At 72.5% G+C, this 23004-nt stretch carries 20 protein-coding genes; 10 read left to right on the top strand and 10 right to left on the bottom strand.

Annotation, left to right across the window (positions count from 1 at the left end):
• Window positions 1-208 precede the first annotated feature (208 nt).
• Both Aru02nite_RS12840 and Aru02nite_RS12835 read left to right on the top strand, forming a co-directional pair.
• Window positions 209-475 carry a hypothetical protein gene (locus Aru02nite_RS12840; protein ID WP_203657711.1) on the top strand — a complete coding sequence of 89 codons (267 nt, stop codon included), beginning with the start codon at window positions 209-211 and terminating at the stop codon, window positions 473-475.
• A gap of 133 nt (window positions 476-608) precedes the next feature.
• Window positions 609-1097 carry a CD225/dispanin family protein gene (locus Aru02nite_RS12835; protein ID WP_203657710.1) on the top strand — a complete coding sequence of 163 codons (489 nt, stop codon included), beginning with the start codon at window positions 609-611 and terminating at the stop codon, window positions 1095-1097.
• A 131-nt stretch (window positions 1098-1228) separates the two neighbouring features.
• Here Aru02nite_RS12835 and Aru02nite_RS12830 read toward each other — a convergent pair whose 3' ends face one another.
• From Aru02nite_RS12830 to icmB, 5 genes are all read right to left on the bottom strand, one after another.
• A complete protein-coding gene (locus Aru02nite_RS12830) occupies window positions 1229-2476 on the bottom strand; it encodes a cell division protein PerM (RefSeq protein ID WP_203657709.1) in 1248 nt (415 codons plus the stop codon).
• A gap of 248 nt (window positions 2477-2724) precedes the next feature.
• Entirely contained in the window at window positions 2725-3609 is an 885-nt protein-coding gene (gene sucD / locus Aru02nite_RS12825) for a succinate--CoA ligase subunit alpha (protein ID WP_203657708.1), read from the bottom strand.
• 1 nt (window position 3610) lies between these two features.
• On the bottom strand, window positions 3611-4789 hold the full coding sequence (sucC, locus tag Aru02nite_RS12820; protein ID WP_203657707.1) for an ADP-forming succinate--CoA ligase subunit beta: 1179 nt from the start codon (window positions 4787-4789) through the stop codon (window positions 3611-3613).
• Between the two features lie 129 nt (window positions 4790-4918).
• Entirely contained in the window at window positions 4919-5458 is a 540-nt protein-coding gene (locus Aru02nite_RS12815) for a hypothetical protein (protein ID WP_203657706.1), read from the bottom strand.
• A gap of 703 nt (window positions 5459-6161) precedes the next feature.
• On the bottom strand, window positions 6162-6566 hold the full coding sequence (gene icmB / locus Aru02nite_RS12810; protein WP_203657705.1) for a coenzyme B12-dependent isobutyryl CoA mutase small subunit: 405 nt from the start codon (window positions 6564-6566) through the stop codon (window positions 6162-6164).
• A 107-nt stretch (window positions 6567-6673) separates the two neighbouring features.
• On the opposite strand from icmB, the gene Aru02nite_RS12805 reads away from it, so the two are divergent.
• Window positions 6674-7432 carry an esterase/lipase family protein gene (locus Aru02nite_RS12805; protein ID WP_203657704.1) on the top strand — a complete coding sequence of 253 codons (759 nt, stop codon included), beginning with the start codon at window positions 6674-6676 and terminating at the stop codon, window positions 7430-7432.
• Window positions 7433-7599: 167 nt separating this feature from the next.
• The gene (locus Aru02nite_RS12800) at window positions 7600-8340 is read left to right on the top strand and encodes a M23 family metallopeptidase (RefSeq protein ID WP_203657703.1); all 741 of its coding nucleotides are present in this window, start codon (window positions 7600-7602) and stop codon (window positions 8338-8340) included.
• Between the two features lie 27 nt (window positions 8341-8367).
• On the opposite strand, the gene pcrA is transcribed toward Aru02nite_RS12800, so the two are convergent.
• The gene (gene pcrA, locus Aru02nite_RS12795) at window positions 8368-10806 is read right to left on the bottom strand and encodes a DNA helicase PcrA (RefSeq protein ID WP_203657702.1); all 2439 of its coding nucleotides are present in this window, start codon (window positions 10804-10806) and stop codon (window positions 8368-8370) included.
• Between the two features lie 316 nt (window positions 10807-11122).
• On the opposite strand from pcrA, the gene Aru02nite_RS12790 reads away from it, so the two are divergent.
• The 3 genes from Aru02nite_RS12790 to Aru02nite_RS12780 all read left to right on the top strand — a co-directional run bounded on the left by Aru02nite_RS12790 (window position 11123) and on the right by Aru02nite_RS12780 (window position 14560).
• Window positions 11123-13099 (top strand): M4 family metallopeptidase, encoded by a 1977-nt coding sequence (locus tag Aru02nite_RS12790; RefSeq protein WP_203657701.1) that lies wholly within the window; start codon window positions 11123-11125, stop codon window positions 13097-13099.
• Window positions 13100-13332: 233 nt separating this feature from the next.
• Window positions 13333-13641: a chorismate mutase gene (locus Aru02nite_RS12785; protein ID WP_203657700.1), complete on the top strand. Its 309-nt coding sequence runs from the start codon at window positions 13333-13335 to the stop codon at window positions 13639-13641.
• A 208-nt stretch (window positions 13642-13849) separates the two neighbouring features.
• Window positions 13850-14560: a PIG-L deacetylase family protein gene (locus tag Aru02nite_RS12780; protein WP_203657699.1), complete on the top strand. Its 711-nt coding sequence runs from the start codon at window positions 13850-13852 to the stop codon at window positions 14558-14560.
• A 106-nt stretch (window positions 14561-14666) separates the two neighbouring features.
• Here Aru02nite_RS12780 and Aru02nite_RS12775 read toward each other — a convergent pair whose 3' ends face one another.
• The 4 genes from Aru02nite_RS12775 to Aru02nite_RS12760 form a co-directional block, all read right to left on the bottom strand.
• The gene (locus Aru02nite_RS12775) at window positions 14667-15818 is read right to left on the bottom strand and encodes a thioester domain-containing protein (RefSeq protein WP_203657698.1); all 1152 of its coding nucleotides are present in this window, start codon (window positions 15816-15818) and stop codon (window positions 14667-14669) included.
• 317 nt (window positions 15819-16135) lie between these two features.
• Window positions 16136-16726: a class I SAM-dependent methyltransferase gene (locus tag Aru02nite_RS12770; protein ID WP_203657697.1), complete on the bottom strand. Its 591-nt coding sequence runs from the start codon at window positions 16724-16726 to the stop codon at window positions 16136-16138.
• A complete protein-coding gene (locus Aru02nite_RS12765) occupies window positions 16723-17382 on the bottom strand; it encodes a response regulator (RefSeq protein WP_203657696.1) in 660 nt (219 codons plus the stop codon). The genes Aru02nite_RS12770 and Aru02nite_RS12765 overlap by 4 nt, the downstream gene beginning before the upstream one ends.
• 46 nt (window positions 17383-17428) lie before the next feature.
• A complete protein-coding gene (locus tag Aru02nite_RS12760; protein WP_239076643.1) occupies window positions 17429-18874 on the bottom strand; it encodes an ATP-binding protein in 1446 nt (481 codons plus the stop codon).
• A gap of 288 nt (window positions 18875-19162) precedes the next feature.
• Here Aru02nite_RS12760 and Aru02nite_RS37200 point away from each other — a divergent pair, with 288 nt between their 5' ends.
• The 3 genes from Aru02nite_RS37200 (at window position 19163) to Aru02nite_RS12745 (ending at window position 22882) form a co-directional block, all read left to right on the top strand.
• Complete coding sequence (locus Aru02nite_RS37200; protein WP_203657695.1) at window positions 19163-21334, top strand: PspC domain-containing protein; 2172 nt, start codon at window positions 19163-19165, stop codon at window positions 21332-21334.
• On the top strand, window positions 21331-21561 hold the full coding sequence (locus tag Aru02nite_RS12750) for a hypothetical protein (protein ID WP_203657694.1): 231 nt from the start codon (window positions 21331-21333) through the stop codon (window positions 21559-21561). Before Aru02nite_RS37200 ends, Aru02nite_RS12750 begins: the two co-directional genes overlap by 4 nt.
• Before the next feature lie 85 nt (window positions 21562-21646).
• On the top strand, window positions 21647-22882 hold the full coding sequence (locus tag Aru02nite_RS12745) for a phosphatidylserine decarboxylase (protein ID WP_203657693.1): 1236 nt from the start codon (window positions 21647-21649) through the stop codon (window positions 22880-22882).
• The last annotated feature ends 122 nt before the right edge of the window (window positions 22883-23004 follow it).

Here is a 23004-nt window from a genome sequence, read left to right as displayed (position 1 = left end):
AGTACGCAAGGGGGAACTCGACGTGACAGACCCGACGGCGCCGCCACCTCCGTCCGGACCTGGCGGTCCCGGCGGCTACGGAAACGATCCGTACGGCAACCAGGGATACGGTGGCGCACCCGGTCCCGGCGGCCCCGGCGTTCCTCCGCCGCCCGCCCCGCCGTACGGCGGAGGTGGCGGCCAGCCCGGTGGCGACACCAGCGGCAACGTGCTCAACATCCTGTCCCTGGTCGCCGGCATCGTCTCGGTCGTGGCGTGCTGCCTCTACGGCTTCGGCATCCTCACGGGTGTCGCCGCGATCATCCTGTCCATCCAGGGCAAGAAGAAGGCCGAGGCCGGTCAGGCCAACAACCCGACCCTGGGCAAGGTCGGCCTGATCCTCGGCATCATCGGTGCGGCGCTCTCGGCGATCTACCTGATCCTCATCATCGTCGGCCTGAGCGTGAACCCGAGCACCTTCAGCAGCACCAGCTGAGTACCGCGACATTCGTGGCCGGCGGAGCGCCCTCCGCCGGCCACGACGCGCATCCGGGCATCGACGGGACGTCTTCGCTAGGCTTCTTCGAGCCACCCGACAGGGTGAATGTCCCCGGCCGCCGAGGAGCGGGATGATGCAGCCCGGCCAGCCCGACCCGGACCGCCCCGACCCGGACCGTACGGCCGAGCCCCGGCACCGCCCCGGTTCCTGGACGACGCCGCCACCGGCCGACGGCCTCCGCTTCGGCACCACGCCCGCCGCGCCCGCACAGCAGCCCGCGCCCGCTGCCCCCACCCCACCGGGTACTCCCGCGCACCAGCCCGGCGCCCCCGTACCACCGCAGGCCGCCGCGGGCCCGATGGACGGGTTCGCGAGCAACCTCGCCACCTCGGTCGTCATGTTCGTACTCTTCCCGCCGTTCGCGCTGCCGGCGACGATCGACGCGTACCGGGCGCGCGTGGCGTACCAGGCGGGTGACCGGGTGGCCGCCGACGACGCGGCGAACGAGTCGCGCCGGTGGAGCCGGATCGCGCTGATCGCCGGCATCGTCTCGTGGGCGCTGCTGGTGTGCTGCGGCGGCGTCGGCCTGGTGCTCCGCAAGTTCGGGCTGCTCGGCTGACCTCCCCGGCCGTGCGGTGGCCCGCTCGGTTCACCGCTGTTGGCCGGTTCATCGCCCGGTGCGTACGGCCGGTCTGCCCAGTTCATGGGGAATCCGGCCTGCCGCGCACGGGCCCGCCATCCGGTGCGGGGTCAGGGTTCCTGGTCGGGGCGGGGCGCCACGTGGCCGAACGTACGGGCGACGACGCCGGCGACCATCGCGCCGACCCCGATGAGTCCGGCGACGGCGAGCCCGAGCTGCCACCAGACGGGTCCGATCACGGCGAGCCGGCCGCCGCCGAGGCTGCCGGCGGAGAGTACGCCGGCGACCGCCGTCAGCGCGCCCGCGACACCGCCGGACAGCGCGGTGGCCAGCAACAACGGCGTCAGTCCGGCGCCCGTGTCGCGCCGCGCGGTCAACCATCCGGTACCGACACCGACCAGGAGCGGCAGGCCGAGCAGCAGCGCGCCGGCGGCGGGTGCGGCCCCGGTCGGCAGCGCGGCGAGCACCGGTACCGCCGGCAGCGGTCCGAGGTGGACGTCGGCGATGCCGACGGAGGTGCCGACGCCGACGGCGAAGCCGGGGCCGGCGAGGTAGCTGAGGGCCCACACCGACACGGTCGGCGCGTACACCAGGCAGAGCAGGGTGATGCCGATGTCGCCCACCGGCCCCGCCTGGTACGCGCGAAGCGTGTCGGCGGCGCTGTCGGCGTGCCAGGCGAGGGACGCGCCGGCGGCCAGCGCGCCGAGGGCCAGCAGGGCGAGCGCGGCGAACGTCCCGCCGCGCAACCCGGCGCGTACGGCCGGGGAGAGTTGGCCGGCGACGTGCGCGGCCATGCCGTTCTCGCGGACGGCGCCGGCGACGGCGGCGACGAGCGCGATGAGGCCCGCGGTCAGGAACGCCCGCAGCGGCGACACCACGATTCCCTTGGTGGACACCAGAAGCGCGACGATCGCGGCGAGCACCCCGTATCCCACGGCGACGCCGAGCGCACCGGACAGCGCGGTACGCCGGTCGCCGCCGACCGCCCGCGCGGTGTGCGCGCCGGCCCGTACGAGTCGCCACACGATGAGGGCGGTCAACGCCAGCGGCGTCAACGCGAACGGCCCGGCGACCGTCCCGACCGGTACGGCGTGGCCGGCGAGCCAGCCCGCCCCGGCGAACCGCAGCGCCGTCACCGCCGAACTCGCGCCGCGCCCGTCCACCAGCCACCCGAGTACGACGAGCACCAGCAACGGTACGAACGAGACCAGGGCGGCCCACCCCGCGGTGGCCGCCGCGGCGACGAACACGGAGACCCCGGCACGCGGCGACGCCACCGGGGTACGCGAAGGGCCGCCGGCCGGCGACTCGGCGACCGGCGGCGGGTCCTCGGTGGGGGTGGTCGGGGGTTCGGTCACGGACATCTCCCCTCCACCGAACACCATCCGGCGTCCGAAGTCCCTACACGACACGCGGGTCGGGCCCGACGTCACCCGGCGCGTACCGGGGCGGCACGACGCGTCATCGACACCGCGGCTGCGGCGCCATGACGGCCGCCAAGGACGCGAGCGACGGCCTCGACGGCGGTGGCTACCGAGCGACCGGCCACGACGCGACAGTGGGGGCACACCGCCAACGGTGTGCCCCCACTGTCGTACCGGTGGAACTACTTGCTCATCAGCTCGCGCATCAGGTTCGCGGTCTCGGTCGGCGTCTTGCCGACCTTGACGCCGGCGGCCTCCAGCGCCTCCTTCTTCGCCGCGGCGGTGCCGGACGAACCGGAGATGATCGCGCCGGCGTGCCCCATGGTCTTGCCGGGCGGCGCGGTGAAGCCCGCGACGTACGCCACGACCGGCTTGGTCACGTGCGCCGCGATGTAGTCGGCCGCGCGCTCCTCGGCGTCGCCGCCGATCTCGCCGATCATCACGATCGCGTCGGTCTCCGGGTCCGCCTCGAACGCCGCCAGGCAGTCGATGTGCGTCGTCCCGATGACCGGGTCACCGCCGATGCCGACCGCGGTCGAGAAGCCGATGTCCCGCAGCTCGTACATCATCTGGTACGTCAACGTGCCGGACTTCGAGACCAGACCGATCCGGCCGGGGCCGGTGATCGTGTCCGGGATGATGCCCGCGTTCGACTTGCCGGGGCTCGCCACGCCGGGGCAGTTCGGCCCGACGATGCGGGTCGCGTTGCCCTTCGACTTCGCGTACGCCCAGGCGGCGGTGCTGTCGTGCACCGGGATGCCCTCGGTGATCACCACGGCCAGCGGGATCGCCGCGTCGACCGCCTCGATGATCGCGTCCTTGGCGAACTTCGGCGGTACGAAGATGACCGTCGTGTCCGCGCCGGTCTCGGCCATCGCCTCGGCGACCGTACCGAACACCGGCAGCTGCTGACCGTCGAAGTCGACCTTCTGGCCCGCCTTGCGGGGGTTCACGCCACCGACCACGTTCGTACCGGCGGCGAGCATGCGGCGGGTGTGCTTGGTGCCCTCCGAGCCGGTGATGCCCTGGACGATGACCTTGCTGTTCTCGGTCAGGAAGATCGCCATCTCATGCCCCCTGCGCGGCGAGCTCGGCGGCGCGCCGGGCCGCACCGTCCATCGTGTCCACCTGCTCGACCAGCGGGTGGTTCGCCTCGGTCAGGATCCGGCGACCCTCGTCGGCGTTGTTCCCGTCCAACCGTACGACCAGCGGCTTGCTGACGTCCTCGCCCCGCTCGGCGAGCACGCCGAGCGCCTGCACGATGCCGTTGGCGACCGCGTCGCACGCGGTGATGCCGCCGAAGACGTTCACGAAGACCGACTGCACGGCCGGGTCGGACAGGATGATCTCCAGCCCGTTCGCCATCACCTCGGCGCTCGCACCGCCGCCGATGTCGAGGAAGTTCGCCGGCTTCTTCCCGCCGAACTCCTCCCCCGCGTACGCAACGACGTCGAGGGTGGACATCACGAGACCGGCGCCGTTGCCGATGATGCCGACCTCGCCGTCGAGCTTGACGTAGTTGAGGTGCTTCTCCTTGGCGCGCTGCTCCAGCGGGTCCACCGCGCTGGAGTCGACCAGCTCGGCCTGCTCCGGGTGCCGGAACGCCGCGTTCTCGTCCAGGGTGACCTTCGCGTCGAGCGCGAGCACCCGGCCGTCCGGCGTCTTGGCCAGCGGGTTGACCTCGACCAGCGTGGCGTCCTCCGCCACGAACGCCGCCCACAGCTTCACGATCAGCTCGGCGGTCTGGTCGGCCACCTCCGCCGGGAAGCCGGTCGCGGCGACGATCTCGTCGGCCTTCGCGCGGTCGACCCCGACGTTCGCGTCGATGGCGACCTTCGCGACCTTCTCCGGGCTCTCCTCGGCGACCTGCTCGATCTCCATGCCGCCCTGCACGCTGGACATCGCCAGGAAGGTGCGGTTGGCCCGGTCCAGCAGGAACGAGAAGTAGTACTCGTCGGCGATGTCGGCGGTCACCGCCAGCATCACCTTGTGCACGGTGTGGCCCTTGATGTCCATCCCGAGGATGTCGGTCGCGCGGGCCTGCGCGTCCGCCACGGTGTCGGCGAGCTTGACCCCGCCGGCCTTGCCACGGCCACCGGTCTTCACCTGGGCCTTCACCACGACCCGGCCGCCGAGCTGCTCGGCCACCTTCCGGGCCTCTTCCGGGGTGCTAGCGACTCCGCCGTCCAACACCGGCACACCGTGCCGTGCGAACAGCTCCCGCGCCTGGTACTCGTACAGGTCCACGTGCGCGTCCCGTTCCGTCGTCCTTGACGTGATGTCGTCATTCCCCGCTGCTTCCCAGCGGGCCTACCGGCGCAGGGTAGCGAGATGCCGGCCACTCGGCGCCGTGGGGTACCGCGGCTGGCTGATAGGTCACGCCGACGCGTTGTCGACCTTCACCCGCTCGCCACCCAACACGTACAGCTTCTCCAGGGTCTCCGGGAGCGACGCCCGCGTGTACCAGTCGTGCACCGCGAACGAGCTGTCACACCAGCGGCGCCGCCGACGTACCTCCATGAGCAGGTCGTCGGACTTCTGCCGCACCGTCGCCTCGCCCAGCTCGCTGCGCACGCACAGCACCCTGGCCCGCCTGTACTCCACCATCTCGACGTTGTCGACGGTGTCCCACGGCAGGAACAGGCCGCGCACCTTGATCGTGCCGCCCATCCGCAGCCACACCCCGGACTCGTCGGCGACCAGCAGCGGACCGCGGGACTCCGCCCGCCACCGCTGGATCACCAGCATCACCGCGATGACCACGACGACAGCGCCGAGAATCCACGCGATCAACGTCGGGGTGTCCACGTCCAACGCGCCGCGCGCCACGCCGAGCACGGCGAGGGCGATCCACAGCGCGAGCATCGCGACCCCCACCGCCAACCGTCGGCTGTACCGCCGGGCGATGCGTTTCATGTCGGGCTCAACCACGACCGGTCGACCGGCCGGTACCCGGGTCGTGTACCGAGGGGCGTCGTTCACGACAGCGATTCTCCTGTGCTGGCCAGTTGCGATCTCAGCCGGATCCGACCGGCGGCGCGGCCCGGCGCGTTCGGTAGGCCCCTCACCTTGCCAGCAAACGTACGGAAAGGGAAACCGCCACCCGCGCCGAGTCATCAACGCCACCCCGGTCTGTCCGGGACTCTCCGTAAAACTCCTCACGACCGGGCGTTACCTCGGTCACGGGCCGTCGTTGAACGGGACGTCGGCGCCGGTACAGCCGGAACCGACAAGCAACACAGACGGCCGATGCCCTGTCGGTCGAGGGGTGGCGGCGGGGCATCGTGCACAGGAAGGGCCGGGTGTCTGAGGGGTGCACCCGGCCCTTCACTTGGGTTGGTGGCGCTGCGCCGGCGGGATTCGCCCGCTGGACTGCGCCGATTCGAGACTTGTGTGCTGACGCACACGGCGCCTCGCCTCGGCTTGCCAGCGAACGAATCACGCTCGGCTCGCTCACGTCCCCCGTAGGTGACGATGGGCCGCGGCCGCTTCGCGGCGCGGCGAACCAACAGGCAGGCCGTGAGTCGCGACCGCTTCGCGGCGCGGCAATCCGATTTCGTGCGGGGCCGCGGCTGCTTCGCAGCGCGGGCGGAAATGGTGCCGTGGTTGGGGATCCGGGCTAGGCGGCGTGGGCGGGGACGTGTTCGGTGACCCAGTCGACGATGGCCTGCGTACTGGCGCCGGGGGTGAAGATCTTGGCGACGCCGATCTGTTCCAGCTCGGGGATGTCGGCGTCGGGGATGATGCCGCCGCCGAACACGACGATGTCGCCGGCGTGCTGTTCGGTGAGCAGTTCGACGAGGCGGCGGAACAGGGTCATGTGGGCGCCGGAGAGTACGGACAGGCCGATGGCGTCGGCGTCCTCCTGGAGCGCGGTGGCGACGATCTGTTCGGGCGTCTGGTGCAGCCCGGTGTACACGACCTCCATGCCGGCGTCGCGCAGCGCGCGGGCGACCACCTTCGCGCCGCGGTCGTGGCCGTCGAGGCCCGGCTTGGCGACCACCACGCGGATCCGTCCAGTCATCGTCAGTCCCTCCGCACCCGGCAACTGAACGAATACTAAGGGGTGGGCCGGCAGGTGTGGACAAGCCATGGCGAGCTGGCCGATAGTCGGGCCGGGGAGGCGGTCGGATGTGGCGGACGGCGAGCGCTCTGGTACGCGGTGCGGCGGTTGAGGCGGCCTGGACCGGCTTGCACGCCGCGCTCTGGCCGTTCGGTTTCGTGGCGACGCACACCGATCCGCGCCCGTTCGCGCCCGCGCCGGCCGACGACGGCGACGTCCCCGTCCTGCTGGTGCACGGCTTCGGCGACAACCGTTCGATCTTCGCGGTACTCCGGCGTGCGCTGCGGCGGCGCGGTTTCCGCCAGGTCGTGACGATGAACTACGGCCTGCTCACCAACGACGTACGAGGCGCCGCGGCGGTGCTCGGCGCGTACGTGGAGCGGTTGTGCGTGATGACGGGGCACCGCCGGATCCGCCTGGTCGGGCACAGCCTCGGCGGCCTCATCGCCCGGTACTACGTGCAGCGGCTCGGCGGCGACGGCCGGGTCGACGTGCTCGTCACGCTCGGCAGCCCGCACGGCGGCACCCATCTCGCCCGTCTCTTCCCGGTACGGCTGGGGCGGCAGTTGCGGCCCGGTTCCCGGCTGCTGCACGACCTGGCCGGGCCGACCGACTGCGCGACCCGGTTCGTGGCGGTGTGGAGCCCGGTCGACGAGATCGTCGTACCGGGGCGGTCGGCCCGGCTGGACCATCCGGACCTGGACTGCCGCAGCGTCGAGGTGCCGGCCGTCGGCCACCAGGCGCTGCTGGTGCACCCCACGGTCCTCACCGCTGTGTACACAGCGCTCACCCCCGACCGCGCCGACGAGGGCGCCGTCACGTTGTGACACAGCCCGCAGTGGGCAAAGTATTTCCATTGCGGGCAAAGCGAAGTACGCAGTTTCGGCGAGACCCGGTATATGCGGCGAAGCGTGACCCGGCGCCGCTCACGTTCCGCTTACGGTGACCGGCGCGCGCCACCCGGCGTGTCGTTCACGAGTCGGAGGGACGAGCCGTGGTACTGCCGAAGCGCTTCCGCAGCACCGGCCGGCACCATCAGCCGGCCCGACCGGTACGCCGGATCGTGATCGCCGCGTCCGCCGTCGCGGTCCTGGGCATCGGTGGCGCGGGCGCCGCGTACGCCGCGACCGGGCACGACGAGGCCGCGTCCGGCGCGCGCCCGGCGACCCCGAGCGGGTCTGTCGACGACGCGCGCCGCGCCGACGCGTCCCAGCGCGCCAACCGCAGCAAGATCCGTACGACGAGCCCGAGTCCCAGCCACAGCACCAGCCCGAGCCCGAGCCGCAGCCGGTCGGCGAGCCCCAGCCCGTCGCCGTCGAAGACGAAGAAACCGGCCGTGACCTGGAGCGTCCCCGTGCACGGGTACACGGTGACGTCGGAGTTCGGGCCGCGCTGGGGCACCAACCACCCGGGCGTCGACCTCGCCGTCCCCACCGGCACCCCGGTGTACGCCGCGCACTCCGGCACCGTCACCCTCGCCGGCTGGGACGGCGGCTACGGCAACGGCGTCGAGATGAACCTCGGCGGCGGCATCACCGTCGTGTACGGGCACAACTCGTCCGTCGCGGTGTCGCCCGGCCAGTACGTCAAGCGCGGCCAGCTCATCGCGTACGCCGGGGCCACCGGCGACGCCACCGGCCCGCACGTGCACTTCGAACTCCGGCTCAACGGCACCGCGTTCGACCCCGTGCCGTACCTGAAGGCGCGCGGTCTGAACATCCTCGCCGGCGGCTGACCCGGCCGCGCACCAGACGGCGGGGGGTCAGAGCTTCTCGACCGGGGCGTGCCGCAGCACGATCCACATGGTCTGGCTGCCGAAGTCGATCTGCGCCTGGGCACGCGGGCCGGAACCCTGCACCGCGACGACGCGGCCGAGGCCGTGCCGGTCGTGGTTGACCCGGTCACCGGGCGCGAGCGACGGCACCTGCCGCATCTCGCTCGCCGCGCCGACCAGCCGCGGGTCCAGGCCGAGCTTGTCGGCCAGCGCCTTGCCCTTGGGCCCTTGCGCCGCCACCGTCTCGCCGCGACCCACCCCGCCACGCGTCCACGTCGTGTACGCGTCGGCGGTGCGCTTCCAGTCGAGGTGGTCGCTCGGCAACTCGCCCACGAACCGCGACTCCGGGTTGTACTGCGGCTGCCCCCACGCGGAACGCGTGACGGCACGCGAGATGTACAGCCGCTGCCGCGCGCGGGTGATCCCCACGTACGCCAGGCGGCGCTCCTCCTCCAGCTCCCGCTTGTCGCCCATCGAACGCAGGTGCGGGAAGACGCCGTCCTCCATCCCGGTCAGGAACACCACCGGGAACTCCAGCCCCTTCGCCGTGTGCAGCGTCATCAGCGTGACGACCCCGGCGTGTTCCTCGTCGCCCTCGGGGATCTCGTCGGCGTCGGCGACCAGCGCGACCTGCTCCAGGAACCCGGCCAGCGACGGGGTCTCCTCCGCGTCGGCGTCGTCGGTGTCCCCGGCCGCCGCCGCCCGCTCGATCCGCTCCGTGTACTCCCGGGCCACGCTGACGAGCTCCTGCAGGTTCTCCACCCGGCCGGCGTCCTGCGGGTCCTCGCTGGCCTCCAGCTCGGCCAGGTATCCGGAGCGCGCGAGCACCGCCTCCAGTACGTCCTCGGGCGGCTCGGTCGCGGCCATGGTGCGCAGCTCGGCCATCATCGCGACGAAGTCGCCGATCCCGTTGACCGCGCGCGACGAGATGCCTGCCGGTGCGTGCTTGCGACCACCGCTCGCCGCTGCGTCGCCGACCTCTTCGAGCGCGGCACCGAACGAGATCTTCTCCTTGGCCGCCAACGCTTCCAGGCACGCCTCCGCCCGGTCGCCGATGCCCCGGCGCGGCGTGTTCAGGATCCGGCGGACGCTCACCACGTCGTCGGAGTTCGCGATCGCCCGCAGGTACGCCAGCGCGTCGCGGACCTCCTTGCGCTCGTAGAACCGCACCCCACCGACCACCTTGTACGGCAGGCCGACCCGGATGAAGATGTCCTCGAACACGCGGGACTGCGCGTTGGTGCGGTAGAAGACGGCGACGTCGCTCGGCTTGACACCGTCGTCGTCGACGAGGCGGTCGATCTCGCGCGCGACCCAGTCGGCCTCGTCATGCTCGTTGTCCGCGACGTAGCCCACGATCTTCTCGCCGGTGCCCGAGTCGGACCACAGGTTCTTCGGCTTGCGCTCGGTGTTGCGGGCGATGACCTGGTTGGCGGCGTTGAGGATCGTCTGGGTGGAGCGGTAGTTCTGCTCCAGCAGGATGGTCTCGGCGTCCGGGAAGTCGCGCTCGAACTCCATGATGTTGCGGATCGTCGCGCCGCGGAACGCGTAGATCGACTGGTCGGCGTCGCCGACGACGCACAGCTCCGCCGGCCCCAGCGGCTCGCCTTCCGCGATCACCTCGGGCGCGCTGCCCACCCCGCCCCCGACAAGCTCCTTGACCAGCACGTACTGCGCGTGGTTGGTGTCCTGGTACTCGTCGACGAGGATGTGCCGGAACCGCCGGTGGTAGTGCTCGGCGACCGCCGGGAACGCCTGCAGCAGGTGCACCGTCGTCATGATCAGGTCGTCGAAGTCCAGCGCGTGCGCCTCACGCAACCGCTGCTGGTACATCGTGTACGCCTCGGCGAGCGCGCGCTCCGCCGGACCGGACGCCCGCGCCGCGAACGTCTCCGCATCGACCAGCTCGTTCTTCAGGTTCGACACCTGGGCGGCGAGCGACCGCGCCGGGTACCGCTTCGGGTCGAGGTCCAGCTCGCGGGCGACGAGCTGCATGAGCCGGCGCGAGTCGTCCGCGTCGTAGATCGAGAAGGTGGACTTCAGCCCGGCGTGCTCGTGCTCGGCGCGCAGGATCCGCACGCACGCGGAGTGGAACGTGGACACCCACATCCGCCGGGCGCGCGGCCCGACCAGCGCGCCGACCCGCTCCTTCATCTCGCCCGCGGCCTTGTTGGTGAACGTGATCGCCATGATCTGGCCGGGCGTCACGTCGCGCGCGGCCAGCAGGTACGCGATGCGGTGGGTGAGGACGCGGGTCTTGCCGGACCCGGCGCCGGCGACGATGAGCAGCGGCGAACCGGTGTGGGTCACGGCGGCGCGCTGCTGCGCGTTCAGCCCGCGGAGCAGGTCGTCGGGGTCGGGCCCGTGCGGCCGTCCCGTTCGCTGCGCGCTGGGGTTGACCGGCGGGATCTCAAAGAGTGCGTGCATCGCGGCAAAGTCTATTCCGGGGCACCGACAGTTCGATCGGCGACGCGGCGCCCACGGACCGCCCCGAACCGGCGGAGGTACCCGGGCCCGGCACGGTGTCGCGGAAGGTCGCCCGCGCCGGCGCGGTCCCGGAGTCCACAGACCGCGCTGTGGGTCGCAATACCGCCAGGTGGCGGCTATCCGCTGGGTAATTCTGCCCAATTACCGCGATCAATCTTAATGGTCGCTTAAGTACCTCTTTACTGGCCGGTAGCTGCCCTGTTATACCCGCTTCCGTGACAACAGTCACGTACCCCTCAAGTCAGGGAGGCTCAGGGTGAAAAAGACCCTCGCCGCCGCGGGCGCAGCAGTACTCGTCGCCGGAGGTATCGGCGTCGGGCTCGCGGCGACCGCACAAGCAGGGCCGGTGACCCCCAGCCGGGCGCAGGCGATCTCCGCTGCCAACACCGCGCTGTCCGCACACCGCAGCGCGATCCACGCGTCCAGCTCCGACGCGTTCAAGGTCCACCGGGTCGTGACCGACTCCGACGGCGCCACCCACGTCCGCTACACCCGCACCTACCACGGCCTGCCCGTGTACGGCGGCGACTTCGTCGTGCACAACGCCCCCGGCGGGTCGTACGAGGGCGTGACCGTCGCGCAGCACCAGACGATCGGCGTCGGCACCACGGCGAAGATCCCCGCGTCGAGCGCCGCGCGCACCGCCCGTACCGCGCACAAGGGCAAGGTCACCTCGGTCGACACCCCGACCCTGCTCGTCGACGCCGCCGACGGCGCCCCGGTCCTCGCGTACGAGGCGATCGTCACCGGCTTCAAGCAGGACGGCCAGACCCCCAGCAAGGAGCACGTGCTGGTCAACGCCGACACCGGCAAGACCATCCGCAGCTGGGACACCGTCGAGGAAGTGGCCGGTACCGGCAAGGGCATCTTCGTCGGCGACGTCAACCTGGACACCACCCAGGCCAGCGGCGGCTACGAGATGACCGACCCGTCGCACGGCAACGGCTACACGTGCGACATGAAAAACACCGAGAGCGGCACGTGCACGAAGTTCACCGACGCGGACAACGCGTGGGGTACGGGTGCCAACTCCGACCGGGCGTCGGCGGCCGTGGACGCGCACTACGGCGCGGCCATGACCTTCGACTACTACAAGGAGAAGCAGGGCCGTAACGGCATCTTCGGCGACGGCAAGGGTGTGCCGTCCCGCGTGCACTACGGCAGCGGGTACGTCAACGCCTTCTGGGACGGCCAGCAGATGACGTACGGCGACGGCGAGGGCGACAACGCCCCGCTCGTCGAGATCGACGTCGCCGGCCACGAGATGTCCCACGGCGTCTCCGAGGCGCTCGCCGACCTGGGCTACTCCGGTGACGTCGGCGGCATCAACGAGGCCAACAGCGACATCTTCGGCACGATGGTCGAGTTCTACGCCAACAACCCGAACGACCCGGGCGACTACGACATCGGCGAAGAGATCAACATCAACGGCGACGGCACCCCGCTGCGCTACATGTACCAGCCGTCCAAGGACGGCGCGTCCTTCGACTGCTGGTCGTCGGCGGTACCGCAGGCCGACCCGCACTACTCGTCGGGCGTCGGGAACCACCTGTTCTTCCTGCTCGCCGAGGGCAGCGGGAACACGCAGTACGGCACCAGCCCGACCTGCGACGGTTCGACCGTCACCGGCATCGGCCGCGACAAGGCCGCGAACATCTGGTACCACGCGCTCGACGCGTACATGGTCAGCACCGAGTCGTACGCGCAGGCCCGGCAGGACACCCTGAAGTCCGCGACCGACCTGTACGGCCAGTGCAGCGCGGAGTACAAGGCGACGCAGGCCGCGTGGACCGCGGTGGCCGTCACCGGCTCGGACACGCCGTGCGACGGTTCGTCGCCGACGCCCACGCCGACCTCGCCGACGCCGACTCCCACCCAGGGCGGCAGTTGCGACGCGGTGACGAGCAGCGCGGCCCAGGCGATCCCGGACGCCAGCTCGGTCACCAGCTCCATCGCGGTCACCGGCTGCTCGGCGAACGCCACCGCGCAGACCAAGATCACCGTGCACATCACCCACTCGTACCGGGGCGATCTGCAGATCGACCTCATCTCGCCGAAGGGTGACACGGCACGGCTGAAGAACGCCAACCCGTACGACAGCGCCGCGGACGTCAACGCGACGTACACGGTGAACGCGTCGGACGAGACCCGCAACGGCACCTGGAAGCTCAAGGTGACCGACGTGTACTCGGGCGACACGGGCACGCTGAACTCCTGGTCGGTCACCTTCTGACCGGCGCACCACCGAACACGGCGCGAGCTGCTGTGCCAGCTGCAGCCCTGTGTATAGTCGGGCCGTGACGTTCGGCGGGCGATTTTATGGCACCGGAGACCCGGTGACCGTAGGTCGCGCCTGAGCGCACACCAGACCGACGCAGACGCCCCGGGCTCCTCCGAGCCCGGGGCGTTTTCGCTGTCCCGGGACGGCAACGGAGCACCCGGCCGCGACGACCACAGGAGAGCGCCATGACTTCCGCCGACAACGGTCCGGACACCGGTACCAGCCAGCCCGCCGCCAGCGACCGCATCCAGCAGCTGCGCCGCCGCATCGACGAGATCGACGGCCAGATCATCGACCTCTGGCAGGAACGCGCCGCCGCGTCCCGCGAGGTCGGCGCCACCCGCATCGCCTCCGGCGGCACCCGGCTCGTCCTCTCCCGCGAACGCGAGATCATGGAACGCTACCGCCAGGGTCTCGGCCCCGACGGCACCCAGGTCGCCCTGCTCGTACTCCGCGCCGGGCGCGGGCCGCTCGGCGGCATCGACGACGCCTGACACCCGGAACCGGCCGTACGGAGCCGTTCCGCGCCGAATCGGCGGATGCGCGGAACGGCGCCCGTACCGGGCCGGCCGCTCGCGACTCGTACGCGGTTGCGGTGTGGGCAAGCGGCGGGCGAGTTCGTCGACACGCTCGGGTCCGCAGACGCGGCGCGGGGGGGTGCGGGTGGGTGCCGGATTCGCTGGCGGCGCATACGATTCCGCCGTGAGCCAACACGACAACGAGGTCAAGCGCGTACTCGCGGTCTTCGCGCACCCCGACGACATCGACTTCGGCGCGGCCGGCACGATCGCCACGTGGACCGACGCCGGCATCGAGGTGGCGTACCTGCTGGTCACGCGGGGCGATGCGGGCGGGTTCGACGACACGCCGCGGGAGGAGATGCCGCGGATCCGGGAGGCGGAGCAGCGGGCGGCCGCGGCGGCGGTGGGGGTCAGCGACGTGGCGTTCCTGGACGGTCACCAGGACGGCGCGGTGTACGTGACGCATCAGCTGCGGCGCGACATCACGCGCCGGATCCGCGAGTTCCGGCCGGACCGGGTCCTCACGAACTCGCCGGTCCGCGACTGGTCCAGGCTGGGCGGCCCGAACCATCCGGACCACCAGGCGGTCGGCCAGGCCACCACGTACGCGGTGTATCCGGACGCGCGGAATCCGTTCGCGCACACCGATCTCGGCCTCGACGCGTGGACCGTCCCCGAGGTCTGGTACTCGGGATGTCCCGAGCCGGACCACTACGTGGACGTGACCGACACGTTCGAGCGGAAGGTGACGGCGCTGCGGGCGCACGCCAGCCAGCTGACCGACCCGGACGCGACCGTCGCGTTCATGCGCGACCGGTTCACCGAGCTGGGCCGTACGGCGGGGTTCGGCGAGGGGCGGATCGCCGAGGCGTTCGCGATCGCCCGCGACTGACCACACCGGGCCCGCGATTCGCTTGTACCGCAACGATTCGCGGGCCGGACAGGACGGCGCCCCCGGGGATGTCCCCGGGGGCGCCGTTTCTTCGTGGTTCAGCGGGTCACTGGGTCACCCGGCGACGGCGGGCGAACACCACCGCGGCGCCACCACCGGCGAGCAGCACCAGCGCCACCCCGACGATGATCGGCAGCGAGGTACCGGTGACGGGCAGGCCGCCGCCCGCGGTACCGGAGGCGCTCGGGGACGCGGCCGGCGCGCTCGGCGAGGCGCTGGACGGCGTCGGGCTCGGCGACGGCTTGGTCGTGACGGTCACCGTGGCCTGGGCCCCGACGTTCTTCGTGGCGGTGTCGGCCAGGATCAGCTGCTGGAACTTGTGCGGGCCGGCCTTGGCCAGGTAGACCGAGCCGGTCGGCAGCACGCCGACCCCGTCGGCGGACACCGTGACGCTGGAGGCCGACTTGCCCACCAGCCAGAACTTGCTGCCCACGGCCGGCGAGGACACCGCGTTGCCGTCCGCGTCGACCGCCTCGGCGTCGCCGTTGACCGTCAGCTTGACGTGGTCGACGGTGCCGGTGCCCTGCACGGTGAACGGGCCGATCTTGTCGCCCGCGTGGCCGGACGCCTGCTGCGGGTCGATGCTCAGGCTCGGCGCCGGCGGCTCGGGCGTGGTGCCCGCCTTGCCCACCAGGTACTCCCGGACCTTGGTGAGCGCCGCGTACTCCTTGTCGGAGAACGGCTTGACCCGGCCGCCGGACCTCGACGAGTTACCGGTGATCTCGACGCCGTCGCTGAAGTGCCAGATCGCGGTCTGGGTCGCCGAGTACGCCACGAACTCGGTGTCGATGCCGGCGGTGTCGCTGACGCCGGCCTGGTTGAGCAGCTCGGTGGCGCTCTCGTGCGGGAAGCTGTTGGTGAGGATCCACTGGATCTTCGGCAGGTTCTTCACCGTCGACTCGTTCCACTGGCCCGGGTCGTACTCGGTGCCGCTGGAGTCGGCGTCGTGGTGGAAATCGATGCAGTACGCCTTCTTGACGCTGCCGTCGCTGAACTTCAGCGTGAACTCGGCGATCGGTGCGGCCTTGGTCGGCTGGTTGTCCTCGACGAACGCGATGCGGTCCTCGCGGCCGATGACGGCACCGCCGGACGGCAGTTCGGAGGCGGCCTTGGGGCTGACCGCCTTGTCGCTGTCGCTCTTGGCGAACGCGCTGCTCGCGCCGCCGAGGACGAGCGCGCCGGTCGCGGCGACGACCACCGCGGCACGGAGGCCCAGACCTCTACGCCGGTTCTTTCCTGCGAACACGGAATGCCTTCCTGCTGGGGGGTGACCGGCAGCCCACCGAAGGTGACGGGCCGCGCGAAGAAGTGCCCGGAGGAGAAGTCCCTGCAACGGCGGTTTCCCCGCAATGCGCACGAATCCTCGCCCCAGGACTTTCAAACATCAAGGAGTGCGACAGTTACCAAAGGAAATGCAGAGGCAGACTCTATGCGAACCGCGCGGAGGGAACAAGCCCACTTGCCGGGATCTTGTTCACACAATTCCCGGCAACCGAAAACGAAACCGTTGCCCGGTCAACGACCCAGACAGAGCAAGGGGTACCAGGGGGTCGCGCCGGCGTCGGTACGTTGGCCGTGCCCGGCGAAGCCGCCGTCGGCGTACCGGGTGAGTCCATTGTGGACGGCGAGGCGGGTGACGGTGTCGCGGCAGTCGGTGGCGTCCGGATCGCGCGGCGTCCCGTGGTTGGCGGCCCGTTTGTCCACAGTGGACACGAACCGTCCGCCCGGGGCGAGACACCGGGCCACCTCGGCCATCGTCGCCGCGACCAGCTCCGGCGGCAGCAGGTGCAGCACCCAGACCGCCACCACCGCCGACACCGACCCGGTACGCACCGGCAGCGCGGCCAGCGAACCGCGTACCACCCGGCCCGGGATCCGTTGCGCGGCAAGGCGGAGCATGCCCGCCGAGCCGTCGAGTACGAGGACCCGGTGGCCGGCCGCGGTCAGCTCCGCCGCCACCGAACCCGTACCGCCGGCGAGGTCGAGCACCGGGCCGGACGGCGGCCCCAGCAACCCGGCCAGCGCGGTCGCCGCGGCACGGGCACGGGGCCGGCCACCGCGGGTCGCGTCGTACCGGACGGCCTCGCGGTCGTAGTAGCCGGTCACACCAGGCGGCGGTCGGCCGCCCAGCGGGACAACTCGTACCGGTTGGACATCTGGAGCTTGCGCAGCACGTTCGACACGTGCGTCTCGACCGTCTTGATCGAGATGAACAGCTCCTTCGCGATCTCCTTGTACGCGTAGCCGCGGGCCAGCAGCCGCAGCACCTCGCGCTCGCGGTTCGTCAGCTGGTCCAGCTCCGGGTCGCTGACCGGCTGGTCCGGCCGGGACGCGAACGCGTCCAGCACGAACCCGGCCAGCCGCGGGCTGAACACCGCGTCGCCGTCGGCCACCCGGCGGATCGCGTCGGCCAGCTCGTCCGCCGAGATCGTCTTCGTCACGTACCCCCGGGCGCCGGCGCGGATCAGCCCGATCACGTCCTCCGCCGCGTCCGACACCGACAGCGCCAGGAACTTGACGTGCGGATGCGTCTTGCGCATCGCCTCCAGTACGGCGCGGCCACCGCCGTCCGGCATGTGCACGTCCAGCAGGACCACGTCCGGCTCGTGCGCGGCGATCGCCGAGATCGCCTCGGCGACCGTGGCCGCCTCACCGATCACCGACACCCGCGGCCCCAGCTCCGCCCGTACGCCGGCGCGGAACATGGCGTGGTCGTCGACCAGGAAGACCCGCAACGGCCGGGCCGGCGTCTCGTCCGTCATGTCCTCGCCTCCGCGCTGGTGGATTCCCCGACCATCATGCACCGCCTCACGGCCGGTCACCCTTGGAGTCCTCGGCCTTCCGCGGCATGAACAGCCGGATCTCGGTGCCCTCGCCCGGGGTGCTGCGGATCTCGGCGCGGCCGCCGTGGCGTTCCATCCGGCCGATGATCGAACCCTGCACCCCGTGCCGATCATCCCGTACGGCGGCGGGGTCGAACCCGACGCCCCGGTCCCGTACGAACACGCTGACCTGCTCGGGCTCGACCTCCGCGTACAGCGAGACGGTCTCGACGCCGGCGTGCTTGCCCGCGTTGACCATGGCCTCGCGGGCGGCGGCGGCCAGCGCCGCGATGTCCGAGTCGACGTCGCAGTCGCCGACCACGACGGTGTCCACGCTCAGCGCGAACGAGTCCTCGACCTCCGCCGACGCCTCCTCCAGCGCGGCGCCCAGCTTCTCCGCCGGCGACGCGGTCGGCTTGTACAGCCAGTTGCGCAGGGTACGTTCCTGGCCGCGGGCCAGCCGCTGCACCTCGCGCGAGTCCTGCGCGTTCCGCTGGATCAGGGCCAGCGTGTGCAGCACCTGGTCGTGCACCATCGCGGCGATCTCGGCGCGCTCCGTCTCCCGGATCCGGGCCTCCCGCTCCGTACGCAGCTGGCCCATCGAACGCCACAGCAGCGGCCCGAACACGACCGTGATGCCGGCGACCGCGATCAGCGCGAAGAGCAGCCCGTTCAGGATGGCGTTCCAGCCGACCCCCGATCCCGCCGACCGGATCGGCCCCGTCGCCGTCGTGATCGCGACCAGGCCGATGATGCCGACCGCCACCAGCAAGGCGCCGCCGCCGAACCGCAGGATCATCGCCCGCCGGTCGCCGACCCGGTCCCCGATCCGCCCCAGGAACGACAGATCCGGTACGCCGGCCTCCTCCATCCGCCGGCGCCGGTCCGGATCGGCCTGGTGCCAGATCACCCCGGCGCCCATCGCGACGACCGCGGTGAGCAGACCGACCAGCAGGGCCGTACCGCCCCAGCCGACCATGCCGAACAGTACGAGCAGGCCCACCCCGACCGCGGCGAGCGCGGCCAGCTGGCCCAGGTCACGGCGGGACGTCTTCGGCGCGCCGTCCACCGGCAGCACCGCCCAGAACGCCGCGTACAGGATCGCGCCCAGCCCGTACGCCACGATCAGGACGACGAAGACCAGCCGCACCGCGATCACCGGTACGCGCAGGTGGTGCGCGATGCCCGCGGCGACACCCGCCAGCGCCCGGCCGTTCGTGGCGCGACTGAGCCGAGGCCCCGCCGGTACCGGCGGCTGCGGGGTCGGGCGCGGCGCGACCGGCGGCACCGGCCCTGGCGGCGCGTACGCCCGGCCACGCGGGCGGCCCGTCGCACCCGGCGGCACGTACCCGGGCGGCGCGTACGCCGGGCCCGGCTGGTAAGGCCGCGGCGGCGGATACGGCGGAAGCTGGTGCGGCGGGGCGGTCGCCATGGGGCGCAGGATGCGCGGCGGGAACGGCCCCGGCCGGGCACCGGTCGACGGCGCGGCGCTGCCGGGCTGCTGCCCTGACCCCGTCGGCTCGGGTACGGGTCCGGTCGGCGTGCTGATCGCGGCGCTCCTCACGTGCGGGGACGGCCCATCCGTCCGCATCGATCGTCACACGCGGCGCGGCCGCCGGACCACCGGACGCACCCCGGAGCTTCGCCCCGTCCGGGCTCAGGGTCGACTCAGGGTCGACGCCCGATGACGTGGCCGCCCCCGCCTGGGCACGATCGTGTCATGACCAGCGACACCGCCCCGGGTACCGGCGGCGAGGAGCGCGCGGACCGGACGGACCCGGCCCGGCGGTCCGACGCACCCGGCGACCCCACGCCAGCCGCCGCGCCCGACCCGGACGCTGCCCGCACCACACCCGACCCGGACGTACCGCCCGCACCGTCCGCGGACGGCACGGACACGCCGCCCGGTCCGGCGGCGGACAGCGTGGACGCACCGGCCGTGGACGGTACGGACGCTGACGTCGCGGGCGGGTCGGCGGTGGATACGCCGTTCGCGGAATCCGCCGCCGTTCCGGGTACGGACGGCACAGCGGGCACGGGCGGCGCGGCAGCTCCAGCCGCGGACGCGGGCTCCGACCCGACGGCGGACGCGGCCCCGGACCCGGCACCGGGCGACGGCGGCGCCGAACCGGACGCGGACCGTACCGTGCCGGTCGACGCGGAGCCGGACACCCGGCGGGTCGACGCGGAGTCGGACACCGTGCCGGTCGCCGCGTACCCGGACCGGACGGTGGATCTGGACGCCGGCCCGGCCGCGGACGAGAGCCCGACCGAGTTCGTCGACACCACCACGTACTCCGCGGCCGACGCGCCGCCGCCCGCCGACACCCCGATGCCGCCCGGCGACCCGACGCCTCCTGGCGGATCGGTGCCACCCGGCGACTCGATGCCTCCTGGCGGATCGGTGCCACCGGGTGGATCGGTGCCACCGGGCGGATCCGTGCCTCCCGGTGGATCGGTGCCGCCCGGTGGATCGGTGCCGCCCGGCGCGGGGATGCCGCCCGGTGGGGCCGGACAGCCCGGGCCCGGGGCGAACGGCGACCTGCCGCCGATCACCGCGTTCGCGCGCCGGCACCGACTGGTACGTCCCGTACACGGGAAGAAGATCGCCGGGGTGTGCGGCGCGTTCGCGCGGGCCACGGACACCGATCCGGTGCTGTGGCGGGTCGTACTCACGGTGACCGCGTTCTTCGGCGGCGTCGGCCTGCTCGCGTACGTGGTGGGCTGGCTGATGATGCCGCGCGAGGACGACCAGGTGGCTCCGGTGGAGTCGCTGATCGGGCGGGGCCGGTCGAGCACGAACCCGGCCGTGACCGTACTGCTCGGGGTCGCCGGCGTCGCGCTGGTGTTCTTCGTCCTGAACGACAGCTTCCGGTTCACCGTACTGGCGGCGGCCGTCGCGGCCACCGTCGCGGTCGTCCTGACCCGGCGCAGCCAGGCGCGGTCCGCGACCGGTACCGCGGCCGGTGACGGTGCCGCGCCGGCCCCCGCGACCGCTCCGCCGGGACCGAACGCCGACTGGTCGGTCGGTACGCAGCGGCCCGAGCCGACGCGCGTCGCGCCGGCCGCCGGGTACACGGTGCCGCCGACGGGGCCGCAGCAGCCGGGCTACCGGCAGGCGTTCGCGCCGCACGGACCGTACGGTCCGGCGGGCACCGGCACGCTGCCGCCCCCGCCTCCGCCGCCGCAGTTCCACGCCCGCCCGTCGAAGCCGCCGCGGCCGCCGAAGCCGCCGCGGGAGAAGTCGGCGCTGGGCCGCCTCACGTTCTTCGCGCTGTGCCTGGCGCTCGGCGGGCTCGCCGTCCTGGCCGTACTCGGCCTGCACGTGCCGGCGTCCGGGTTCTTCGCCCTGGGCCTCGCGGTGCTCGGTACCGGCCTGGTGGTCGGCGCGTGGCGCGGCCGGGCCCGCTGGCTGATCGCGCTGGGCTGCGTGTTCGCGCTGGCGCTGCCGATCTCGTGGGTGTCCGAGCGGGCCGACTGGGACCGGATCCCGCAGCCGGGGCCGGCGACCGTACGCGACATGACGTGGACGCCGCTGACGGTCGACGAGATCCAGTCCGACTACCACACCGGGGTCGGTGACGCGACGCTCGACCTGACCCACGTGGACTTCGCGCGCACCAGCGCCGCCGGTCAGCCGCCCGAGGGCCCCATCCCCCCGGTACGGATCAGCGCGGAGGTCGGTGACGTGAAGGTGCTCCTCCCCAGGAACGTGGACGCGACCGTGGAACTCCAGGGCGGCGCCGGCGACGCGACCCTCTTCGGCAAGCAGTACGACGGGCACCAGCCCGGCATGCAGCGCGTCACCGACGACGGCCCGGACGGGCCCGGCGGCGGGACCGTGACCCTCGACGTACAGTCCGGCGTCGGCAACGTGGAGGTGGCCCGGTGAGCGACGACGAGCGCAGGCGCACCCTGAAGCCGCACGCGACCGACGTACTGTCGCTGGTCTTCGGCCTGATCTTCCTCGGTATGGGCGGTTGGTGGCTGGTCGCCGCGGTCGCCACCGTGACCGTGCCGTTCGGCTGGTTGGCGGCCGGGTCGCTGATCGTGATCGGCGTGATCGGCCTGGTGGCCGCGATCCGTTCCGGCCGCCGCGGCTCCCCGCCGTCGTCCTGAGCGCGGGGGCGCGCCGGTCCGTCCGGTACGCCGGGTTACCGTGGCAGTGGACACACCCGCCGAGGAAGACGGAGCAGGCCCCGCGATGACGCAACCCGCGAGCCGTACGGTGCTGCCACTGCGATCCGGCAAGCTGGGCGGCCGCGTCGCCGCGCAGCTGCTGGGCGAGCTGGCCCGGCACACCGGACCGAAGACCGCACTGCTGGTCGGCGTACCGGCGGCCTCGCCGGTGCTCGCCGGGGCCCTCGCCGGCCTCCGCGACGGCGACACCCTGACCGTGCTGCCCGACGCCGGCTCGGTCGACGCCCCCGCCGCCGTACGGGACGAGGTCGCCGGCCGGGCCGAGGTCGTCACCTCGCTCGCCGACGCCAAGCCGTGCGACGTGGTCGTCGTCGCCGCCCCGCTGTCCGGCCCGGCCGACGAGGTCGCCACCTTTCTCGCCGACCTCCGCGAACTGGTCGCGCCCGGCGGCGTCCTCGTCGCCGCCGCCGCTGCCCGGCCCGGCGACCCGGCCGACGTCGAACTCCGCGAGCTCGCCGAGGAGTACGGGGTGGGCAGCGACCTGGTGCTGCGGCACCTCCCGCCGATGCGCGTACACCGGCTGCGGTTCACGGCGGCCGAGCCCGCGCTCGCCGCGACCCTCGCGCCCGCGACCCGCCCCAGCAGCGTCCCGCTCGCCGGCGGCATGCACCTCGACTCGAACGGCGTGGTCGCCGGGGCCGCCATGCTCGGCCTGGCGCTGCTCACCAAGCGCGCCCGCCCCCAGTCGAAACTCTGGCTCGTACCGGCGCTCGCCGCGCTCCCCGTCGCCGCGTTCTTCCGCGACCCCGAGCGTGCCGTACCGGACGACGAGTCGCTCGTCGTCGCCGCCAGCGACGGCACCGTACTCAGCGTCGAACGGCTCAGCGACGACCGTTTCGGCGTCGGTACCGGCGAATGGCTGCGCATCGCCGTCTTCCTGTCCGTCCTCGACGTCCACATCAACCGGGCGCCCGTCGCCGGCCGCGTCATCGAGGTCTTCCGCGAATCCGGTGGGTACGCGCCGGCGATGAAGGAAGCCGCCGAACACAACGTCGCCGCGTACACGGTGCTCGACACCCCGCGCGGACCCGTCGCCGTCGCCCAACGCACCGGCCTCGTCGCCCGCCGCATCGTGCACCGTGCCCCCGCCGGTGCGCTCCTCTCCCGCGGCGAACGCTTCGGCCTCATCCGCTTCGGCTCCCGCACCGACGTGTACCTCCCCGCCGACGCCGCCGAAGCCCTCGTCGCCCCCGGCGAAAAGGTCGCCGGCGGCGCCACCCCCATCGCTCGGTGGGTTTAGGGCGCTGCGCCGGCCTGGTTCGCCCGCTGGACTGCGCCGATCTCCGGCTTGTGTGCTGACGCGCACGGCGCCGAATCTCGGCTTGCCAGCGAACGAATCAGGCTCGGCTCGCTTCCGTCCCC

It is taken from the genome of Actinocatenispora rupis, from assembly GCF_016861975.1.
Classification (GTDB): domain Bacteria; phylum Actinomycetota; class Actinomycetes; order Mycobacteriales; family Micromonosporaceae; genus Actinocatenispora; species Actinocatenispora rupis.
Note: the sequence above shows the minus strand (reverse complement) of the source record. Positions and strands in the feature narration are given on the sequence as shown.